General features: G+C 73.5%; 17 protein-coding genes and 1 riboswitch. Of the genes, 4 read left to right on the top strand and 13 right to left on the bottom strand.

Going from position 1 to position 16,778, the window contains the following annotated elements; translation table 11 throughout:
- Positions 1–27: 27 nt before the first annotated feature.
- A complete protein-coding gene (locus Saso_RS28320) occupies positions 28–633 on the top strand; it encodes a GOLPH3/VPS74 family protein (RefSeq protein WP_189924056.1) in 606 nt (201 codons plus the stop codon).
- A 16-nt stretch (positions 634–649) separates the two neighbouring features.
- Here Saso_RS28320 and Saso_RS28325 read toward each other — a convergent pair whose 3' ends face one another.
- The 6 genes from Saso_RS28325 to Saso_RS28350 all read right to left on the bottom strand — a co-directional run bounded on the left by Saso_RS28325 (position 650) and on the right by Saso_RS28350 (position 6,855).
- Positions 650–1,222, bottom strand: a complete 573-nt coding sequence (locus Saso_RS28325; RefSeq protein ID WP_189924054.1) for a GAF domain-containing protein — start codon at positions 1,220–1,222, stop codon at positions 650–652.
- A 61-nt stretch (positions 1,223–1,283) separates the two neighbouring features.
- Entirely contained in the window at positions 1,284–1,934 is a 651-nt protein-coding gene (locus Saso_RS28330; protein ID WP_189924052.1) for a GTP-binding protein, read from the bottom strand.
- A complete protein-coding gene (locus tag Saso_RS28335; protein WP_189924050.1) occupies positions 1,912–2,283 on the bottom strand; it encodes a DUF742 domain-containing protein in 372 nt (123 codons plus the stop codon). The genes Saso_RS28330 and Saso_RS28335 overlap by 23 nt, the downstream gene beginning before the upstream one ends.
- A gap of 2 nt (positions 2,284–2,285) precedes the next feature.
- A complete protein-coding gene (locus tag Saso_RS28340; protein WP_189924048.1) occupies positions 2,286–2,735 on the bottom strand; it encodes a roadblock/LC7 domain-containing protein in 450 nt (149 codons plus the stop codon).
- A 62-nt stretch (positions 2,736–2,797) separates the two neighbouring features.
- A complete protein-coding gene (locus Saso_RS28345) occupies positions 2,798–5,314 on the bottom strand; it encodes an ATP-binding protein (RefSeq protein ID WP_189924046.1) in 2,517 nt (838 codons plus the stop codon).
- Between the two features lie 311 nt (positions 5,315–5,625).
- On the bottom strand, positions 5,626–6,855 hold the full coding sequence (locus Saso_RS28350; RefSeq protein ID WP_189924044.1) for an MBL fold metallo-hydrolase: 1,230 nt from the start codon (positions 6,853–6,855) through the stop codon (positions 5,626–5,628).
- Positions 6,856–7,046: 191 nt separating this feature from the next.
- Between Saso_RS28350 and Saso_RS28355 the strand changes: the two genes are divergently transcribed.
- Together Saso_RS28355 and Saso_RS28360 are read left to right on the top strand one after the other, a co-directional pair.
- Positions 7,047–8,282 carry a Glu/Leu/Phe/Val dehydrogenase dimerization domain-containing protein gene (locus Saso_RS28355; protein WP_189924042.1) on the top strand — a complete coding sequence of 412 codons (1,236 nt, stop codon included), beginning with the start codon at positions 7,047–7,049 and terminating at the stop codon, positions 8,280–8,282.
- Positions 8,283–8,434: 152 nt separating this feature from the next.
- Positions 8,435–9,055: a TetR/AcrR family transcriptional regulator gene (locus tag Saso_RS28360; protein WP_189924040.1), complete on the top strand. Its 621-nt coding sequence runs from the start codon at positions 8,435–8,437 to the stop codon at positions 9,053–9,055.
- A gap of 216 nt (positions 9,056–9,271) precedes the next feature.
- Here Saso_RS28360 and Saso_RS28365 read toward each other — a convergent pair whose 3' ends face one another.
- The 5 genes from Saso_RS28365 to Saso_RS28385 form a co-directional block, all read right to left on the bottom strand.
- On the bottom strand, positions 9,272–10,057 hold the full coding sequence (locus Saso_RS28365) for an SGNH/GDSL hydrolase family protein (RefSeq protein ID WP_189924592.1): 786 nt from the start codon (positions 10,055–10,057) through the stop codon (positions 9,272–9,274).
- A 126-nt stretch (positions 10,058–10,183) separates the two neighbouring features.
- Positions 10,184–10,891, bottom strand: coding sequence for a DUF6250 domain-containing protein (locus tag Saso_RS28370; protein ID WP_189924038.1), 708 nt, complete (start codon positions 10,889–10,891; stop codon positions 10,184–10,186).
- A 14-nt stretch (positions 10,892–10,905) separates the two neighbouring features.
- On the bottom strand, positions 10,906–11,073 hold the full coding sequence (locus Saso_RS28375) for a hypothetical protein (protein WP_189924037.1): 168 nt from the start codon (positions 11,071–11,073) through the stop codon (positions 10,906–10,908).
- Positions 11,074–11,346: 273 nt separating this feature from the next.
- Complete coding sequence (locus tag Saso_RS28380; RefSeq protein WP_189924034.1) at positions 11,347–12,315, bottom strand: M23 family metallopeptidase; 969 nt, start codon at positions 12,313–12,315, stop codon at positions 11,347–11,349.
- A gap of 4 nt (positions 12,316–12,319) precedes the next feature.
- A riboswitch (cyclic di-AMP (ydaO/yuaA leader) is annotated at positions 12,320–12,479 on the bottom strand.
- 303 nt (positions 12,480–12,782) lie between these two features.
- Positions 12,783–14,858, bottom strand: coding sequence for an alpha-galactosidase (locus Saso_RS28385; RefSeq protein WP_189924032.1), 2,076 nt, complete (start codon positions 14,856–14,858; stop codon positions 12,783–12,785).
- 224 nt (positions 14,859–15,082) lie between these two features.
- Between Saso_RS28385 and Saso_RS28390 the strand changes: the two genes are divergently transcribed.
- Positions 15,083–15,880, top strand: a complete 798-nt coding sequence (locus Saso_RS28390) for a tyrosine-protein phosphatase (RefSeq protein ID WP_189924030.1) — start codon at positions 15,083–15,085, stop codon at positions 15,878–15,880.
- Positions 15,881–15,965: 85 nt separating this feature from the next.
- Here Saso_RS28390 and Saso_RS28395 read toward each other — a convergent pair whose 3' ends face one another.
- A complete protein-coding gene (locus tag Saso_RS28395; RefSeq protein WP_189924028.1) occupies positions 15,966–16,088 on the bottom strand; it encodes a DUF6126 family protein in 123 nt (40 codons plus the stop codon).
- Positions 16,085–16,717, bottom strand: coding sequence for a helix-turn-helix domain-containing protein (locus Saso_RS28400; RefSeq protein ID WP_189924027.1), 633 nt, complete (start codon positions 16,715–16,717; stop codon positions 16,085–16,087). Before Saso_RS28400 ends, Saso_RS28395 begins: the two co-directional genes overlap by 4 nt.
- Between the last annotated feature and the right edge of the window lie 61 nt (positions 16,718–16,778).

The raw sequence follows: 16,778 nt of genomic DNA on the forward strand, positions 1-16,778 counted from the left end.
GGCCGGCCGACTGACGTGGAGCCCCTGATGACCACAGCACGGGACCTGATGCTCGTCGCGATGGACGTGAAGCCCGTCCGCCCCGTCGGACAGGGCGATCTGTCGCTCGCCCTCGCGGGCGCCGAGGTGATCGATCTCGTCGGCGCCGGGGCGGTCGCCGTCGACGGCGACCTGATCGTGCCCGGTACGTCTGCGGCCCCCGACGACCCGCTGCTGGCGGACGCCGCGTCGTCGCTCGTGCGGGCGGCGCCCTACGAGCGGGTGGAGGACTGGCTGTGGCGCCGCGGGCAGGGCCTCGCGGCGGCCTACGCGGCCCGGCTGGAGGCGGACGGGCTTGTGGGACGGTCACGCCAGGGCCGGCTGTCCTTCAGGTCCGCGGACACACGGCCGCTCGACTCACCGGCGCGCGGCCGGGCCACCGAGCGCTGGGAGGCGGACGAGCCGGTGCTCGCCGTGCTGGGTTGGGCCGCCGGACTGCGCGAGGAGCCGGCCGACGCCTTCGCCGGTCCGCCCGGCGACGCGGTCGGGACGGTCCTCGCGGCGGTCGGTGACGCCGTGACGGAACTGGAGGCGGTGCGGCAGCGCAGGTCCATCGAGGACGCGGCCTTCGACAACATCTGGCGGGCCCCCTGAGACGGGTCGGCCGCCCTCAGGGCACGGGGAATCCGCCGGCCTCGTGGCGTTGCAGCCGGCCGGCCAGGTCGGCTGCCGTGGCCTTGATGGTCTCCAGACCGGCCCTGCCCCAGGACCGGGGCGTGAGGTCGGCGACGCACACCGTGCCGAGCACCATGCCGCTCGTGTCGACGAGCGGTGCGCCCAGGTAGGAGCGGATGCCGAACTCGTCGACGACCGGGTTGCCCGCGAAGCGCGGGTAGTCCGCCACGTCCTCCAGGACCAGTGCCCTGCCCCGTACGACGACATGCGGGCAGTAGCCGTAGTCGCGGGGCAGCCGGCGGCCCATCTCGGGCTTGCCGCCCCGCGCGGCCGGGCCGCCCTGGGGGGTGTGCAGCCCGGCGAAGAACTGGCGTTGCTCGTCGAGGAAGTTGACCATGGCGTAGGGCGCTCCGGCCACCTCGGCGAGGCGGGCCGCGAAGGCGTCCAGGGCGGGCTCCGGCCGGGCGCCCAGACCGAGCCCGCGCAGCCGCCGCGCACGGGCGGGGGCCTCGCTGTCCTCGGGCGTGAGCAGCAGACGTCCGGCGGGGCGCGGCGGCTCGTAGCTCATGGCCGTGCTCCGTCACGGGGGACGTGTGTCATGTGCGGCTCCGGGGCGTCGGGGGCGGGGATCACATGTGGGCGCCGCGGCTCGGCTGGGGAGCGGCCGGGGCGTGGGCGATGAGGTGTTTGACGAGGGTCAGCAGGGTCTGCACCCCGGAGGCCGAGATACGGGCGTCGCAGCGCACGACGGGCACGTCGGGGGCGAGGTCGATGGCGGCCCGCACCTCCTCGGGGTTGTAGCGGTGGGATCCGTCGAACTCGTTGATGGCGACGATGAAGGCCAGTCCGCGTTCCTCGAAGAAGTCGACGGCCGCGAAGCACTCCTCCAGACGGCGGGTGTCGGCGAGGACGACGGCGCCGAGGGCGCCCTCGGACAGCTCGTCCCACATGAACCAGAACCGCTCCTGGCCGGGTGTGCCGAACAGGTACAGGACGTGGCTCGGATCGAGCGTGATGCGGCCGAAGTCCATCGCGACGGTCGTCTCGACCTTGTTCTCGATGCCGTCGAGGTTGTCGGTCGCGGCGCTGACGGTGGTGAGGAGTTCCTCCGTGCTGAGCGGCGCGATCTCGCTGACGGCGCCGACGAACGTCGTCTTGCCGACGCCGAAACCCCCCGCGACCAGGATCTTCAGGGCGGTGGGGAAGGGATCGGCTGCGCCGCCGTCGTAGGGGCCCTGTCCGCCGTACCCGTCGTACTCACAGCTGTCGTCGTAGTCCATCGAGCACTGCCTCCAGAAGGGCCCGGTCGGTCGGGATGTGGTGGTACTCGGGGGGCTTGGTGGTCAGCGCCCCGCAGTCGAGGAGGTCCGACAGCAGCACCTTCGTGACGGCTGCCGGCAGCTTCAGATGGGCCGCGATCTCGGCCACCGACACGGGTGCGCTGGTCAGGTGCAGCGCCGTCGCGTGTTCGGGGCCCAGGTAGCCGAGGGGGGTCGACCCGGTGGCCATCACCTGTGACATCAGATCGAGGGCGACGCTGGGTCTGGTCCGGCCGTTGCTGACCGTGAAGGGGCGCACCAGCCGTCCGGCCGCGTCGTCGAGCCAGGGCCCGTCGCCGGCCGCCGCCACCCTCAAGGCCCCATCACCGACGGTTGCACGGTGTGCTGCTCCACGGCGTGCTGCCGGGGCGCGGTCATGAGGTACGGCCGCACGCTCTTGACGAGCATCGCCATCTCGTACCCGAGGACGGCCGCGTCGGCCTCGCGGCCGGCGAGCACCGCGAGGCACGCGCCCGAGCCGGCGGTGGTGACGAAGAGGAGCGTCGAGTCCAGCTCGACGACGACCTGCCGCACGTCGCCTCCGTCGGCGAACCGCACGCCCGCGCTGCGGCCCAGGGAGTACAGGCCGGAGGCCAGGGCCGCCATGTGGTCGGCGCTGTCGGGGTCGAGGCCGTGGACCGACTTCACGAGGCCGTCGCAGGAGAGCAGTACCGCGCTCAGGGTGTGCGGCACGCGCTGCACGAGGCCGCTCATCAGCCAGTCGAGATCGGATACCTGGCCGGTCGGCGCATCGCTCGCCATGGTGGATCGACTCCTTGGGGTACGAAGGTCTACGGGAGCGCTGGGGGTGGGGGTGACCGTGCTCATCCGGCCGGTGCGCTCCCGTCGTGCCGGGCGGTGGATCGGTCGGGACCGGGCAGGTCCAGCCCGTCGCGCGTGCCGTACGCCTCGGGCGGCGCGGCGGCGTGCGCGGGGTGGGCCTGCGCTATCGGGGAGGGGTGCGGCGGCCGCGGTCGTGCGCCGGTCCCGTGGCCCTCGTCGTACGCCGGGCGGGCGGGCTCGGCGAGCAGGACGTCGAGGGGGGCGGGCGGCCGGAACGCGGCCCGGTCCGCTGCGTCCGCCTCCAGGCTCTGCTGGGCCTCGGCGAGGCCCACGCCGCGCTGGAAGGCCGCCATGAGGCCGGGGTCGTGGCCCACCGGCTGATCGGTGTCCGGGCGCGGGGCCGGGCCGCCGCGCAACTGGGGCACGATGTGCTCCTGGGCGCGTCGGCGGGGCAGCTGGGGCTTGCCCATCGTGCCGCGCACGGTGCCGACGCGGGGGGTGGGGGCGAGGCCCGCGTTCCCTTCGACGACGGGGCGGTCGTCGCGCCGGATGCCGGGCACGGCCTCGGCCGGATTGGGCCGTGCCGCGCGGGCCCCGCGAACGGGCAGCGGCGCGGGCGCGCCCTGCCCGACGGACCCCGCCGTCCCCACGGCCCCCGTCGGCCCCGCGCCGGGCTCGTGCGCCGCCTCCGTCCCCGGTGCCGGTGCGTACCCCTGCTCCGCGGCGGGCTGCGCGTGCACCGGACCCGAGCCGGTGACGCCCGGCCCGTCCGGCAGCCCCACGACCCCACCGGGCGCCGTTCCGCCCTCCCCCAGCCCCTGGAACGACCGCCCGACCCCGTCGGAGCCGTCCCCAGTGACGAACGCCCGGCCCGCGCCGTCCGTGCCCTGCCCGGCGAGGAACGAGCGCCCGGCACCGTCGTAGCTGTCCCCCGTGACGAACGCCCGGCCCGCGCCATCGGAGCCGTCCGCGGCAACGAACGCCCGGCCCGCGCCGGCCGTCCCCTGCCCGGCGACGAACGAGTGCCCGGCGCCGTCGGAGCCGTCCCCCGGGACGAACGACCTGCCCGCGCCGTCCGTGCCCTGGCCAGGGGCGTACGACCTGCCCGCGCCGTCCGTTTCTCCCGTGAGGGGCGGGGCCGGTGAGGGATCCGGGGGCGCCGGTGCGGTCGTCGCGCCGGTGGGGTAGCGCGGGGCGGGTGGCCGGGCCGGGCCCGTTGACCCGGTGGTCCGGGGTCGCGGGGCGGGCGGCAGGGGCGGGCGCCCGGGCTGCGCCGGGGGCGTGGCCTGCGCGAGGGGCAGGCCACCGACGTCGGTCCCGGGGCCGCGCGGTGCCGCCCCGAGGACACCCGGCGCGGAGCCCAGCAGTGCCTGCGGCACGACGAGCACGGCCTGGACGCCGCCGTAGATGTTGCCCTGGAGACGGACCCGGATGCCGTGCCGCCGGGCGAGCTGGGAGACGACGAAGAGCCCGATGCGCCCGTCGGCGAGCAGCCGTCCGACGTTGACCTGGTCGGGGTCGGCGAGCAGCGCGTTCATCCGGCTCTGCTCCTCGGCGGGCATGCCGAGGCCCCGGTCCTCGACCTCGACGGCGAGCCCGGAGGTGACGAGGTTGGCGCGCATCAGCACCTGGGTGTGCGGGGCGGAGAACACCGTGGCGTTCTCGACGAGCTCCGCGAGCAGGTGGATGACGTCGGCGACGGCATGACCGCGCAGTTCGCCGTCGACCGGCGGGACGAGCTTCACCCGCGAGTACTGCTCCACCTCGGCGATGGCGGAGCGCAGCACCTCCGTCATGGAGACCGGGTTGCTCCACTGCCGCCGCGAGACGGCCCCGCCGAGGACGGCGAGGTTCTCCGCGTGGCGGCGGATGCGGGTGGCGAGGTGGTCGACGTGGAAGAGCCCCTTGAGCAGGTCGGGGTCCTCGATCGCGTTCTCCAGCTCGTCGAGGATGGAGATCTCGCGGTGCACCAGGGACTGAAGGCGCCGTGCGAGGTTGACGAACACCTCCAGCTTCTGTTCGCTGCCGGCCTGGCTGGACAGCTGTGCGGCCTGGACCACGGCGGTGACGGCCCCCTCGCGGGCCCGTGCGAGGTCGGCGGCGAGCAGCTCGAAGTCGTCCGCGTCGCCGGGCGGCCCGCCGCGCGAGCTGCGCTGGGGCGGGACCTCGCCCCGGCGCAGCGCCTCGACGGCGGCGCGCAGGTCGGCCTCGCCGCGCACGCTGCCGCGGCGCAGGGCGGCGAGACGGTCGCCGACCGAGCGGGCGGCACGGTCGGCGGCCACGGCGGCGATCACGATGCCGACGCCGGTGACCGCGACCCCGCCGGCCAGGACCGCCCACAGGACCGGACCGGGGCGGACGCCGGTGGAGCGCACGGTGAACAGGACCACCGCGCAGGCGCTGAGGGCGACCGCGATCGGCGGGAGCACGGCGAGCCTCAGCAACTGGGGCCGTATGTGTGTCTCGGCCGCCGCCGGTGCCGGGCGGGCGACCGGGCGCCCGTGCCGCCCGCCCTCACGGCGGTCTGCGCGTGCGGCTGGTGCGCGGAGGTGAGACATCGGTGTCCTCGTACTGGTCCGTCGAGCCTGGCTGTCGGTCGGGAGAGCCCAAGAATTCGGCCCGGTGTCGCCCGACGGCCACTCACAGTAGTCGGCAACGCATCAGGTGCGGTGGGCAGTTGACAAAGTCCCCCGGCGAGCGTCCCGCTCTGGTATGACGCTTCGCACGGCAGAGCGATATGCGGGGGCCACGACGAAGGCAACTCGGAAAGTACTCGATCGGACCTGGTCGAAGCCGGTCCGGAAACGACGAAGCGGGCCGGGGAGCTTTTCACTCCCCGACCCGCACGGTCGCCCCGTCGCCGTCCGGCTCAGCCCGCCGGAATCGCCTCCGGGGCCTCGCCGCCCTCGACGGCTCCCCGGCTGTCGTCACTCTCGGTATCGGCTTTGGCCTTTGTTGCCGGCTCGACCGGGGGGCGCCAGCCGGCCGCCGGGGCGAGCGCCACGTCCCGCCACCACGGCTGGTCCGGGAACGTCTCGGCGGTGGGCTCGAAGGGCTCGCCCGGACGGGGCAGGGCGGCCCGCGCCCCGGCCGCGCGCGCGGCGGCCAGGGTGCCCTCGCCGGGGTCGGTCCACGCGTGCGTGGCGAGGTTGAAGGTGGCCCAGTGGATGGGCAGCATCACTCCGCCGGTGCCGCCCTGAAGGTCCAGGTGGGCGCGCATGCCTTCCTCGGGAGTCATGTGGATGTCGGGCCAGAAGTCCGAGTAGGCGCCGATCTGGATCATGGTGGCGTCGAACGGCCCGTGCTGGGCGCCGATCTCCTCGAACCCGTCGAAGTAGCCGGTGTCACCGCTGTGGTAGATCCGGTGGTCCTCGCCCTCGACCACCCAGGAGGCCCACAGGGTGTGCTGGGTGTTGCGCAGCCCGCGTCCGCAGAAGTGACGGGCCGGGGTGGCGGTCAGGGTGAGCCCGCCGATCTTCGTCGCCTCGTGCCAGTCCAGCTCGCGCAGCCGGTCGGCGGACACGCCCCAGTGCTCGAGGTGGGCGCCGACGCCGAGCGGCACCGCGAAGAGCGTGTCCGTGCCGGCCAGCGCCTTGATCGTGGGCAGGTCGAGGTGGTCGTAGTGGTCGTGGGAGATGACGACCACGTCGACCGGGCCGAGCGCGGCCAGCGGCAGCGGCACCGGGTGCAGCCTCTTGGGCCCCGCGAAGGAGAAGGGCGAGCAGCGCTCCCCCCAGACGGGGTCGAACAGGACGCGCCGTCCGTCGATCTCGGCGAGCACGCTGGAGTGCCCCATCCAGGTCAGCCGCAGCCCGGAGGCCGGGGGCGCGGCGAGGTCGGCGAGGGTGGTGGGGTGCACCGGCACGGTCCCCGCGGGGGCGCGGCGGGGGCGTTCCTCCTTGTCGAAGAAGACCTTGGCGAAGTCGAGCGTCGAGCCCGAGGGACGGGTGCGCGCCGGGCCGCCGGGGTTCTGGAAGACCCCGTCCTTGAAGTGGGGCGATCTGCGGATGCGCGCGAGGCGCTCACCGCTCGGATCCGCGCCGAAGGCCGCGGGCTGTAGAGCGCGGAGCCCGGAGCTCAGGGAACGGAAACCGGACACGGTACCTCCAGGTGGAGTCGCTGAGGCATTCCATTATGGTCGCCCCCGCCGACGGCGCCCGGGTCACCCCGGTCACATCCGCGCGCAGGGACCCTTTGACACGGTGCCGTCCGCCTTCCGATACTGACCAACCGTTCAGTATCGGTGGGGTTCCGCCGCCGTGCACCCCGCCCGCCGGTCGAGGAGTCCGTATGACCGCCCCCTTCCTGTCGCTCACCTGGACCGACCACGTCACCGGGCGCCAGGGCCATCTGGTCGTCGACGCCCTGGTGCGCGGGGTGTGCAGCGGCGGGCTGCGGATGCGGGCGGGCTGCACCCTGGAGGAGGTGACCGGGCTCGCGCGCGGCATGAGCCTCAAGGAGGCGCTGCACTACGACCCCGAGGCCCGCTACGTGCCCCTGGGCGGCGCCAAGGGCGGTATCGACTGTGATCCCCGGGATCCGGAGGCGTACGGACTGCTGGTGCGGTACCTGCGGGCGGTACGGCCGTACGTGGAGAGCTGCTGGACCACGGGCGAGGACCTGGGGTTGTCCCAGGACCTGGTGGACCGGGCGGCCGCGGAGGCGGGGCTGGTGTCGACCGTGCAGGCGGTCTACCCGCTGCTGGAGGACGAGCCGGCCGCCCGGGCCCGGCTCGCGGCCGCCTTCACGATCGAGGTGGACGGCATCGGCCTGGACGAGCTGGTCGGGGGCTGCGGGGTCGCCGAGTCGGTCCTGGCCGCGCTGGACCGGGCCGGGGTCCCGCACGCCGGGACGCGGGTCGCCGTCCAGGGGTTCGGCACCATGGGCGGGGCGACGGCGAGGTTCCTCACGCGCGCGGGGCTGACGGTCGTGGCCGTCGCCGACGTCAAGGGCACGATCGCCTGCCCGTCCGGGCTCGACGTGGAGGCGCTGCTGGCCGCGCGCGACGCCCACGGCACCGTGGACCGCGCCGCCCTGCGCCCCGGGGACGTGGAGCTGCCGGGCGACGCCTGGCTGTCGGTGGCGGCCGAGGTGCTGGTGCCGGCCGCGGTGTCGTACGCCATCGGGGTCGAGGAGCAGGCGCGGATCGGCGCCCGGTGGATCGCCGAGGCGGCCAACATGCCCGTCCTGCCGGAGGCGGAGGAACTGCTGCACGCGCGCGGGGTGACCGTGCTGCCGGACGTCGTCGTCAACTCCGGGACGAACGCCTGGTGGTGGTGGACGCTCTTCGGCGACATCGGGGCCGACGCGCAGGAGGCGTTCACGCACACCCGCCGTTCGATGCGCGCCCTGGTGGAGCTGGTGCTCGCGCGCGCGCAGGCGGACGGGACGACCCCCCGGACCGCCGCGCACGCCGTAGCCGCCGCCCGGCTGCCGGTGATCGCGCAACGGTTCGGCCGCCACCGGCCCGCTCCCCGGGGGACAGCAGTGCGCGAGGGCGCGGTGGAGGCGGAGCCCGGCTCGTGACACGCGTGCGTGTCGCCAGGGGCGCACCGGCCTGGCCCCGCCCTCTCGTCCGGTCCGGGCTCGTGACACGCGCGCGTGCGGGGCGGCATGACGGGCCGCCGGGCGCACGGGCCGGTCCGCCGGTGGCCGGGGGGACGGATTAGGGTGACGTCGTGGCGAGGGTCCGGTTGAGTGTGGCCGAGCGGCGCGAGGAGCTGCTGCGGGCGGCCATCGAGCAGATCGAGGCGCGGGGCGTGGCGGCGGTCAGGATCGCCGACGTGGCCGCGGCCCTCGGGGTGAGCAACGCCCTGGTCCTCTACCACTTCTCGACCAAGGAGAAGCTGGTCGCCGATGCCTTCGCCCACGCGGCCGAGGGCGATCTGGCGCGGCTGCGCAAGCTGACCGGCCGCCGGACCACGGCCCTGCGGCGGCTGCGGTCGGCGGTGCGGTGGTACGCGCCCACGGGTCAGGCCAAGGGCTGGCGGCTGTGGATCGAGGGCTGGGCGGTGTCCCTGCGGGAGCCCGCGCTGCGGGAGGTGGCGCGGGAGCTCGACCGGGAGTGGAAGGCGGCGCTGACCGAGGTCATCGCGGAAGGCGTGGCAGCGGGCGAGTTCTCCTGCCCCGACCCGGCCGGCACCGCCCTGCGGCTGACGGCCCTGCTCGACGGACTCGCCGTACAGCTGACGTCCTACGCGGGCACGGTGTCGCGGACCCGAGCCCAGGAGTGGGTCGACGAGGCGCTGACCCGCGAACTCGGCCTGGACGACGCGGAGTCGGGCCCCCGGGAAGGCTGAGGAACGGCCGGCCGTCGTGGCGCCGAGGCGCACGCGGACCGCTGTCGTGGCGCCGGGCGACGGCGCCCGTCCCGCGGTGAACGCCGTCCGGGTGCCTCCACCGCCTGCCCCGGCGCCGGCCGGCACCCCGACCGACCGTGCGCCCGCCCCGCCGGTGGAGCAGACCGACGGCGCGTCGCCGCACGGCCGGTCCGCTCCGGGGCTGCCGTTCACGGCTCAGGCCACGGCGGCGATCCGCATCCTGATGTCGTCGGGCGACAGCGCGCCCTTGGCGGTCACGTGGTCGCCGGAGGACTCCCCGCGCAGCCGTCGTCCGATCCACGGCACCAGGTACTCGCGGGCCCAGTGGACGTCGTCGCGCCGCACCTCCAGCGTGCCGCGCGGCGGGAGCAGCGGCCAGGGCTGCTCGGGGTCGGCCGGTACGTCGAGGCCGAGGACCTGTCCGGCGCGCAGCGCCACGCGCGTGTGCCCCTCCGGGGAGAGGTGCAGCCGGTCGCCGTCCCAGGCCCTGCGGTCCTGTACGGACTTCAGGGACCACAGGTCGAGCACCGGGCAGCCGTAGCGGTCGGCGACGGCACGGACATGTCCGTTGTACGTGGCGATCTTGCCCCGCAGATGCTTGAGCACGGGGACGCCACGGGTGTCGAAGCCGGTCGTCACCATGACGGTGCCGGCTGCGGCGGTCAGGGCCGAGATCGCGCGCTCGAAGCGCTCGGCGACCTCGTCCGGGTCGGTTCCGGGACGCAGGATGTCGTTGCCGCCCGCACAGAAGGAGACCAGGTCGGGGGCGATTTCCACCGCCCTGGCGAGCTGGTCCTCCATGATCTGGTCGAGCAGCTTTCCGCGGACCGCGAGGTTGGTGTAGTCGAAGTCGCCCTCGGGCCGCCGGTCCGCGAGGAGTACCGCGAACCGGTCGGCCCAGCCGACCAACGCCCCGTCGGGGCCAGGGTCGCCGACGCCTTCGGTGAAGCTGTCCCCCACCGCCACGTACGACCCGATCACTGATCTGTTGTCACTCTTCGAATCGTCTGCCACAGCAGTTCATCATTCACCTTCGAATGTGACCTACGCGATCGTAGGAAAGGGTTGACGGGCGGTGAGATAGGACACCCTTAAAGAATTTGCCAATCAGGGAATAAGGGACCACGCGCGAAAGTCGTTGATCCGGAAATGGCTCCAGGTGGTGCGGAAGGCGAAGTGCCCGCCCGTGTAGGGCTCCGGGTCGGTGTAGTCGAAGACCGGGCGACCGTTGTTCCACCAGCGGACGGTCCGGCCGTCGGAGACGATCCGGACGTGGTGGGGCCGGTTCGCGACCAGCAGCGGCTCGGTGTAGTCGTAGATCAGCGGGCGCACCCCCGCCTCGCCGACGTAACGGCGCAGCCGGGTCGTGGTGTTGCCGTTGGCGCCGTAGCCGACGTAGTACGTCCTGAGGTGGTCGTACTCGGCGAGGGCGCCGCTGCGGGGGGTGGCGAACAGGTCGTCGGGCGAGCGGGCGTCGACGGCGTTCCAGAAGTTGTTGAGGTCGGACACGCGGTCGTTGACCCCGCCCGCCGAGACGGGCGTGGCGACGTACTCGAGGACGTACGGTCCGTGGAAGGGCCGCTTGAACCAGATCGTCGCGCCGGCGGGCACGTCGACCTCCAGCGTTCCGCGGGCGGCGGTGACCGTGCCGCCCCGCTCCAGTTCGACGGCCCACTGGCCGAGGCCGCGGCGGAAGTCGTCGTGGGCGAGCGGGCGGTGGCGGCGGGGCCGGGTGCTCGCGGTGGCCGGTGGGGCGAGGGCGGCCAGGGCGGTGCCTGCGGCGAGGGCTCCGAAGGCCCTGCGGGTGGTGGTCATGTCGGTCGGCTCCTTCAGTGCGCGGAGGTGGTGAGGGACGGCCTGTGGACGTGGGGCGCCCCCGTGCCGAGCAGCCGCCGGCCGAGGAAGGTCCCCGAGCCGGACAGGGCGGCGACGAGGCCGCGGCCGAGGCTCTCGACGATCCGGCGCGGGACGGCCGCGCCGGCGTGTGCGGCGGGCACGCAGACGAGTCCGGCACCGAACCTCCGAAGAGCGACAGAAAGCGCTTGCCCCCTGACCGGGATCACTGTGCCCGCACCCCGTCCCGTCTGTCGACGGGGCGGCGGGGGCTGCCACACGAACGCAATGAAACGATCATGAACACGCAAAGGGAGCCCTCGCCCGGCGGAAGCTCGCCCACCGGGCTCCGGAGCCGGACATGCCGAAGGCCGGACCCGGGGATCGGGGTCCGGCCTTCGGCCGCGTGTCAGGCGCGGGGGCGTCGGGTCGGGGGGTCAGCCGACGGAGACGCCGTGCGAGCGGAGGTAGGCGATCGGGTCCACGTCGGAGCCGTAGTCCGGCGTCGTGCGGATCTCGAAGTGCAGGTGCGGGCCGGTCACGTTGCCGGTCGCACCGGAGAGACCGACCTGCTGGCCCGCGGACACGGTCTGCCCGGCCGAGACGGACAGCTGGGACAGGTGGGCGTACTGCGCGTAGTAGCCGTCGGCGAGCCGGATGACGACCTGGTTGCCGTACGCGCCGCCCCAGCCCGCGGAGACGACGGTGCCCGCGCCCACGGCCTTGAGCGTCGTGCCGGTCGGCACGACGAAGTCGGTGCCGGTGTGGTAGCCGCTCGACCACATGCTGCCGGCCGTGTGGTACGCGGTGCCGACGGTGGCGCCCGCCACCGGCAGGACGTAACCGCTGGAGTTGCCGCCGCCGCTCTGCGAGGCCTGGGTGGCCGTGTTCGAGGAGGACGAACCGGAGGACGAGGCGGAGGAGTCCGAGGTGGACGCCCTGGTGCCGGACGCCTTCGAGGAGGAGGACGACTTGGGCTTCGACGACGAACCGGTCGACGAGGAGGTGCCGCCGGTCGCGGCCTTCTTGCCGATCGACAGCTTCAGTCCGGGGTGGATCAGCGACGGGTCGCTGCCCACGGCCTGGCGGTTGTCCTGGTAGAGACGCTGCCAGCCACCGCTGACGTCCTGCTCGTCGGCGATCTTCGACAGGTAGTCGCCGGAGCGCACGGTGTAGCTCTTCGCACTGGTGGCGGGGGCCGCCTTCTGCGCCACCGGAGCGGCTTGGACGGTCTTCGCGGGGGCGGCCTCGGAAGCCGCCCGGGCGACGGACTGGGCGGGGGCCGCGTGGGCGCCGGCGGCACCCATGAGCGGGAGGGCCAGCGCGGCGCCGCCGGTTCCGGCTGCGGCGATGGAGCGGGTGAGGCGCTGGGCCTTCGGGCGGCGGTGCTTACCCTTCGCGGGCATGGGGAATTCCTCTCCGGCGCCTGCGAGGTGAGCTGTCGGGTGCGGACTGGAGATGCCCGGCCGCGCCGAGGCGCGGCTTTACCCCTGAGCCTGTTCCGGAGACCGGAACAGGCGGTGTTGCCTGTGGGTCCCCCGCTCCTGCCATGCACGGGTGAGTGTGCGGGTTCCGGGCGGTGGCAGGATTCGGCGTCCGTCCGGATTGGTGTGGAACGTAAGCGACCAGGACGCACAGGGACAAGCAGAGGTTGCACTGCCCCCGCGTTTCTCTTGATCCCCTGTGCGGATCCCTGGTCACTTTCCGTGAATCGACCGGGCCACTCCCGGCCAAGGGCCCTTAAAAGCACGCGAATTACGTGGACATGACGGACGACGTACGGTCACGACTATGACGCTGCTCACGTGACGGCTCTCCAGGTTCCTTTATTCCAGAGCGAGTTGTAACGAAGGAACCAATTCGGGCAGAAAGCTCAGATGCGACGCAGCCGGATAACCGTCGCATCGAGGTCACCACGCAACCCCAGGCGCAGCCCGTGGTGCAGAAGTACGGCACCTCGGTGAACTTCGCCCGTTTCGCGGCATTCGTACGACGCCGTCGGGTCGAGCCCGCGCAGCCGCAGCGCGGGAACGGGCTCGCCGAACCGCTGCGCCTGGAGCCAGGCGAGGACGACGCTCTCGTCACCGCGCACGTACTGCACGGCGCTCGCGCCGCCCGTCGGGGGCTTCAGCCGGTACAGGTCGCCGTGCTGCACGAGGGGACGGATCTCTTTGTAGAGGTCCACCCACCGGCGCGCCTCCGTCAGCTCCTCCTCGCTCCACTGCGAGAGGTCCCCGCCGACCCCGAGGACGCCGGCCATGGCGCTGACGAAGCGGAAACGCAGCGAGCTGACCCGGTCGTTGAGCTGGGTGTTGGGGCTGTCGGTGACCCAGGCCGCCATCACCCGGGCGGGATGGATCTGACTGAAGCCGTGCTGGATGTCGAGCCGGTCGAGCGGATCGGTGTTGTCGGAGGTCCACACCTGGTCGGTGCGGCTCATGACCCCGAGGTCGATGCGCCCGCCACCGCCGGAGCAGGACTCGAAGGCGACGCCGGGGTGGGCCGCCCGCAGCCGGTCCAGGAGGGCGTACAGGGCGCGCACGTGATCGACCCAGAGGCGCTGCGGATAGGGGTCGTCCGGCCAGCCGGCGTCCGTGAAGCAGCGGTTGAAGTCCCACTTCACGTAGTCCACGGGCGCGCTGGACAGGAGCCCGTGGAGCTGCTCCCACAGGTACTCCTGGACGTCCTCGCGCGCGAGGTTCAGGACGAGCTGGTTGCGGAACTCCGTCCGCTTGCGCCCGGACTGGAACTGCACCCAGTCGGGGTGCGCCCGGTACAGCTCGCTGTCCGGGTTGACCATCTCGGGCTCGACCCAGATGCCGAACTGCATGCCGAGGGAGTGCACCTGGTCGGCGAGGGGCTTCAGCCCGTGCGGGAACCGGTCGGGGTTGGGACGCCAGTCGCCGAGCCCGGCGTGGTCACCGGTGCGCGCCCCGAACCAGCCGTCGTCGACGACGAACAGCTCGACGCCCATCGCGGCGGCCCGCCGGGCGAGCGCGCCCTGCTGCTCCTCGGAGATGTCGAAGTAGGTGGCCTCCCAGGAGTTGAACAGCACCGGCCGGTCCTGTTCCGCGTCCGGGATCACGTACGCGCGCTGGTAGGCGTGCCAGGCGCGGCTCGCGCCGCCGAATCCGCCGTCGCTCCACAGGCCGGCGAAGACGGGCGTGGTGAACGACTCCCCCGCGGCCAGCCGCAGCAGGCCCGAGTCGTCGTACCCGGCGCCGCCGGAGATCTGCACGCGCGCGTCCGGCAGCTGCGCGACGGCGATCCGCCAGGAGCCCGACCAGGCGAGCGCGCAGCCGTAGACCTCGCCGCGCTCCTCGGTCGCATCGGTGTCCAGGGCGACCCAGGGCAGGTGCTGGTGCCCGGTGTGTCCGCGCCGGCTGCCGATGACCTGCTCGCCGTAGGTGAGGGGGGAGCGTGTGAGCCGGGACTCGGCTGCCCAGCGGCCGTGCAGCTGGGACAGCCGCCAGTCCTCGCGCTCGGGCAGGGTCCAGGTGGCGGAGTCGGCGCGCAGCAGTTCCAGCGGCCGCTCCCCCTCGTTGCGCAGGGTCGCCCAGCGCTCGACGACGTCGTCCCGCATCCGGTAGTGCAGGGTGAGGGCCAGGCCGGCGTCCCGGAACCGCAGGCGCAGCTCGTCGCCTTCGGTGTCGAAGTCCTCGTAGGACCACTCCGTGCCGCGCCGTTCGTCGGTGCGCACGGACAGGGCGGGCCGCACGAAGCGGGGGCCGCCCTCGACCGGGTACTCCTCGCGGCCGTCGAGCGGGGACTCGAAGGACGCCCCTCGCGGGGGCCCCGGGAGCGCGGCGAGCGCTTCGGCGTCCGCGAGGGCGATGCCCGGACCCCAGTGCAGATGGATCAGCTCGTCGGCCTCGGTGAGGTGGAGGGCGTAGCTGCTGGTGGGCCCGGAAAGGAGCCAGGTGCGGCCGTTGTCGGCGATCTCGGGCATCAAACCCCCACTGATTCGAACAGGTGCGATCAAGCATCAACATCATCGAGTGCGGTCGGCCCCTCGGGCAACTTCCGTCGCACAACATCTCACCTGGTCGGACGTCCGCCGCATCACCCTGTGGACATCTCGTTGCCCGGGGAATCCATGTCGTATCGTCGGGGTGGCGTCCCGTCGGCCACCCAGAGCCGCGCCGGCGCCGACCCGACAGGAAGGGAGCTTCCGTGACGCAGCAGGTCCCGTCGACCGAGCCCGAGCTGGCCGGCGTACGCAACTTCCGGGACGTGGGCGGCCTGCCCACCGTCGACGGAAGGCGGGTGCGTCACGGGGTGCTGTTCCGCAGCGGTCACCTCGCGCACGCCACCGAGGCGGACACCGCGTTCCTCGCCGGGCTCGGGCTGCACACGATCTTCGACTTCCGCAACGCCGCGGACCAGAAGCTCGAGGGACCCGACGTCGCGCTGCCGGGCGTGCGCAATCTGAACCTGCCGCTGTCGGACCCGGCGGACGGTGCCGAGTTCTGGCAGATGGTGCGTGACGGCGAGATCGAGCAGCTGCGCGCGATCCTCGGCGACGGCAGGGCGGCGGGGCGGATGACCGCCTCCTACCGCAAGATCATCAAGGAGCGTACGGCCGAGCACGCGCGCGTGCTGCACTCGCTCGCCGAGGACAGCGTGCCGGCGCTGATGCACTGCGCGGCGGGCAAGGACCGGGCGGGTCTGTCCGTGGCGGTGACGCTGCTGGCCGTCGGGGTGGAGCGCGAGGCGATCCTCGCCGACTACCTGGAGTCCAACGCCAAGCACCGCCGCTACCAGGTGCGCCGCAGCCCGACCTCGTCCGCCGCCTACTCCCCCGAGGTCATGGAGCTGCTCGGCCCGCTCTTCGACGCGCGCGCCGAGTACCTCGCTGCGGCCGTCGAGACCATCGAGGAGACGTGGGGCGGCGTCGACGCCTACCTGGAGCAGGGCCTCGGACTCGCCCCCGGGACCCGTGAACGGCTGCGGGACCGACTGCTGGACTGAAACCGGGAGCGCCCCGGGACCGGCGGCGGTCCCGGGGCGCTCCCGGTCCGGGGTCCTGTCGGTTCGGGACCCCGGGTCCGGGGTCCTACTGGTTGGCGCCGACGGAGAACAGCAGCCAGAGGAACCCGGCGAAGAGGTGACCCACGGCGATGTAGATGATCAGCCGGATCCACAGGGTGCGGGGGAACTTCTCTTCGAGGTCGCTCATGACGTCTCTCCGGTCCGCGAGGGGGTCGGGCCCAGGCACAGGGCGGCGGTGGGGCTCTGGAGCAGGGTGTGGACGAAGAGGAGCTCGACGCCCTCCGTGTCCTGGGCGGCGATGCGGTGCGGTGTCAGCGAGTCGAAGTGCGCGCTGTCACCGGGCCCGAGCACGTCCGTGGTGTCGCCGAGGCGCAGGCGCAGCCGTCCGCGCAGGACGTGCAGCCACTCCTCGCCCGGGTGCACCCGCACGACGTCCCCCTGGGAACCGTGCGGGACATGGACGCGCAGGGCCTGCATCCCGCGCCCGGGGGCGCCCGCGGGCCAGTAGGTCCAGCCGCCCGCGTGGGTCGGCTCCATGGCCTCGGCGCGCACCACGGCGTCCCGGTCGGGGGCCGTCTCGCCGAGCAGTTGCGAGACCGTCGTACCGTAGACACGGGCGAGCGCGAGCAGCATCGGCAGCGAGGGCTGACGCTGTCCGGTCTCCAGTCGGGAGAGATGGGCGGGTGACAGCCCGGCGGCGCGGGCCGCGGCCTCCAGGGTGAGGGCGGCCCGGCGGCGCAGGGAGCGCAGCTGGGGGGCGACGGCGGGAAGGGCCTCGGCTTGTTCCGTCGAGGCCGCTGACTCGAGCGGGCTCATGCGCCCATTCTCCCGCCCGAATTGCCTCTGCGGCAAATCCCTTGCCTCAGAGGCAAAAGCC

Origin of the sequence: Streptomyces asoensis, from assembly GCF_016860545.1 — a bacterium.
Taxonomy (GTDB): Bacteria; Actinomycetota; Actinomycetes; order Streptomycetales; family Streptomycetaceae; genus Streptomyces; species Streptomyces asoensis.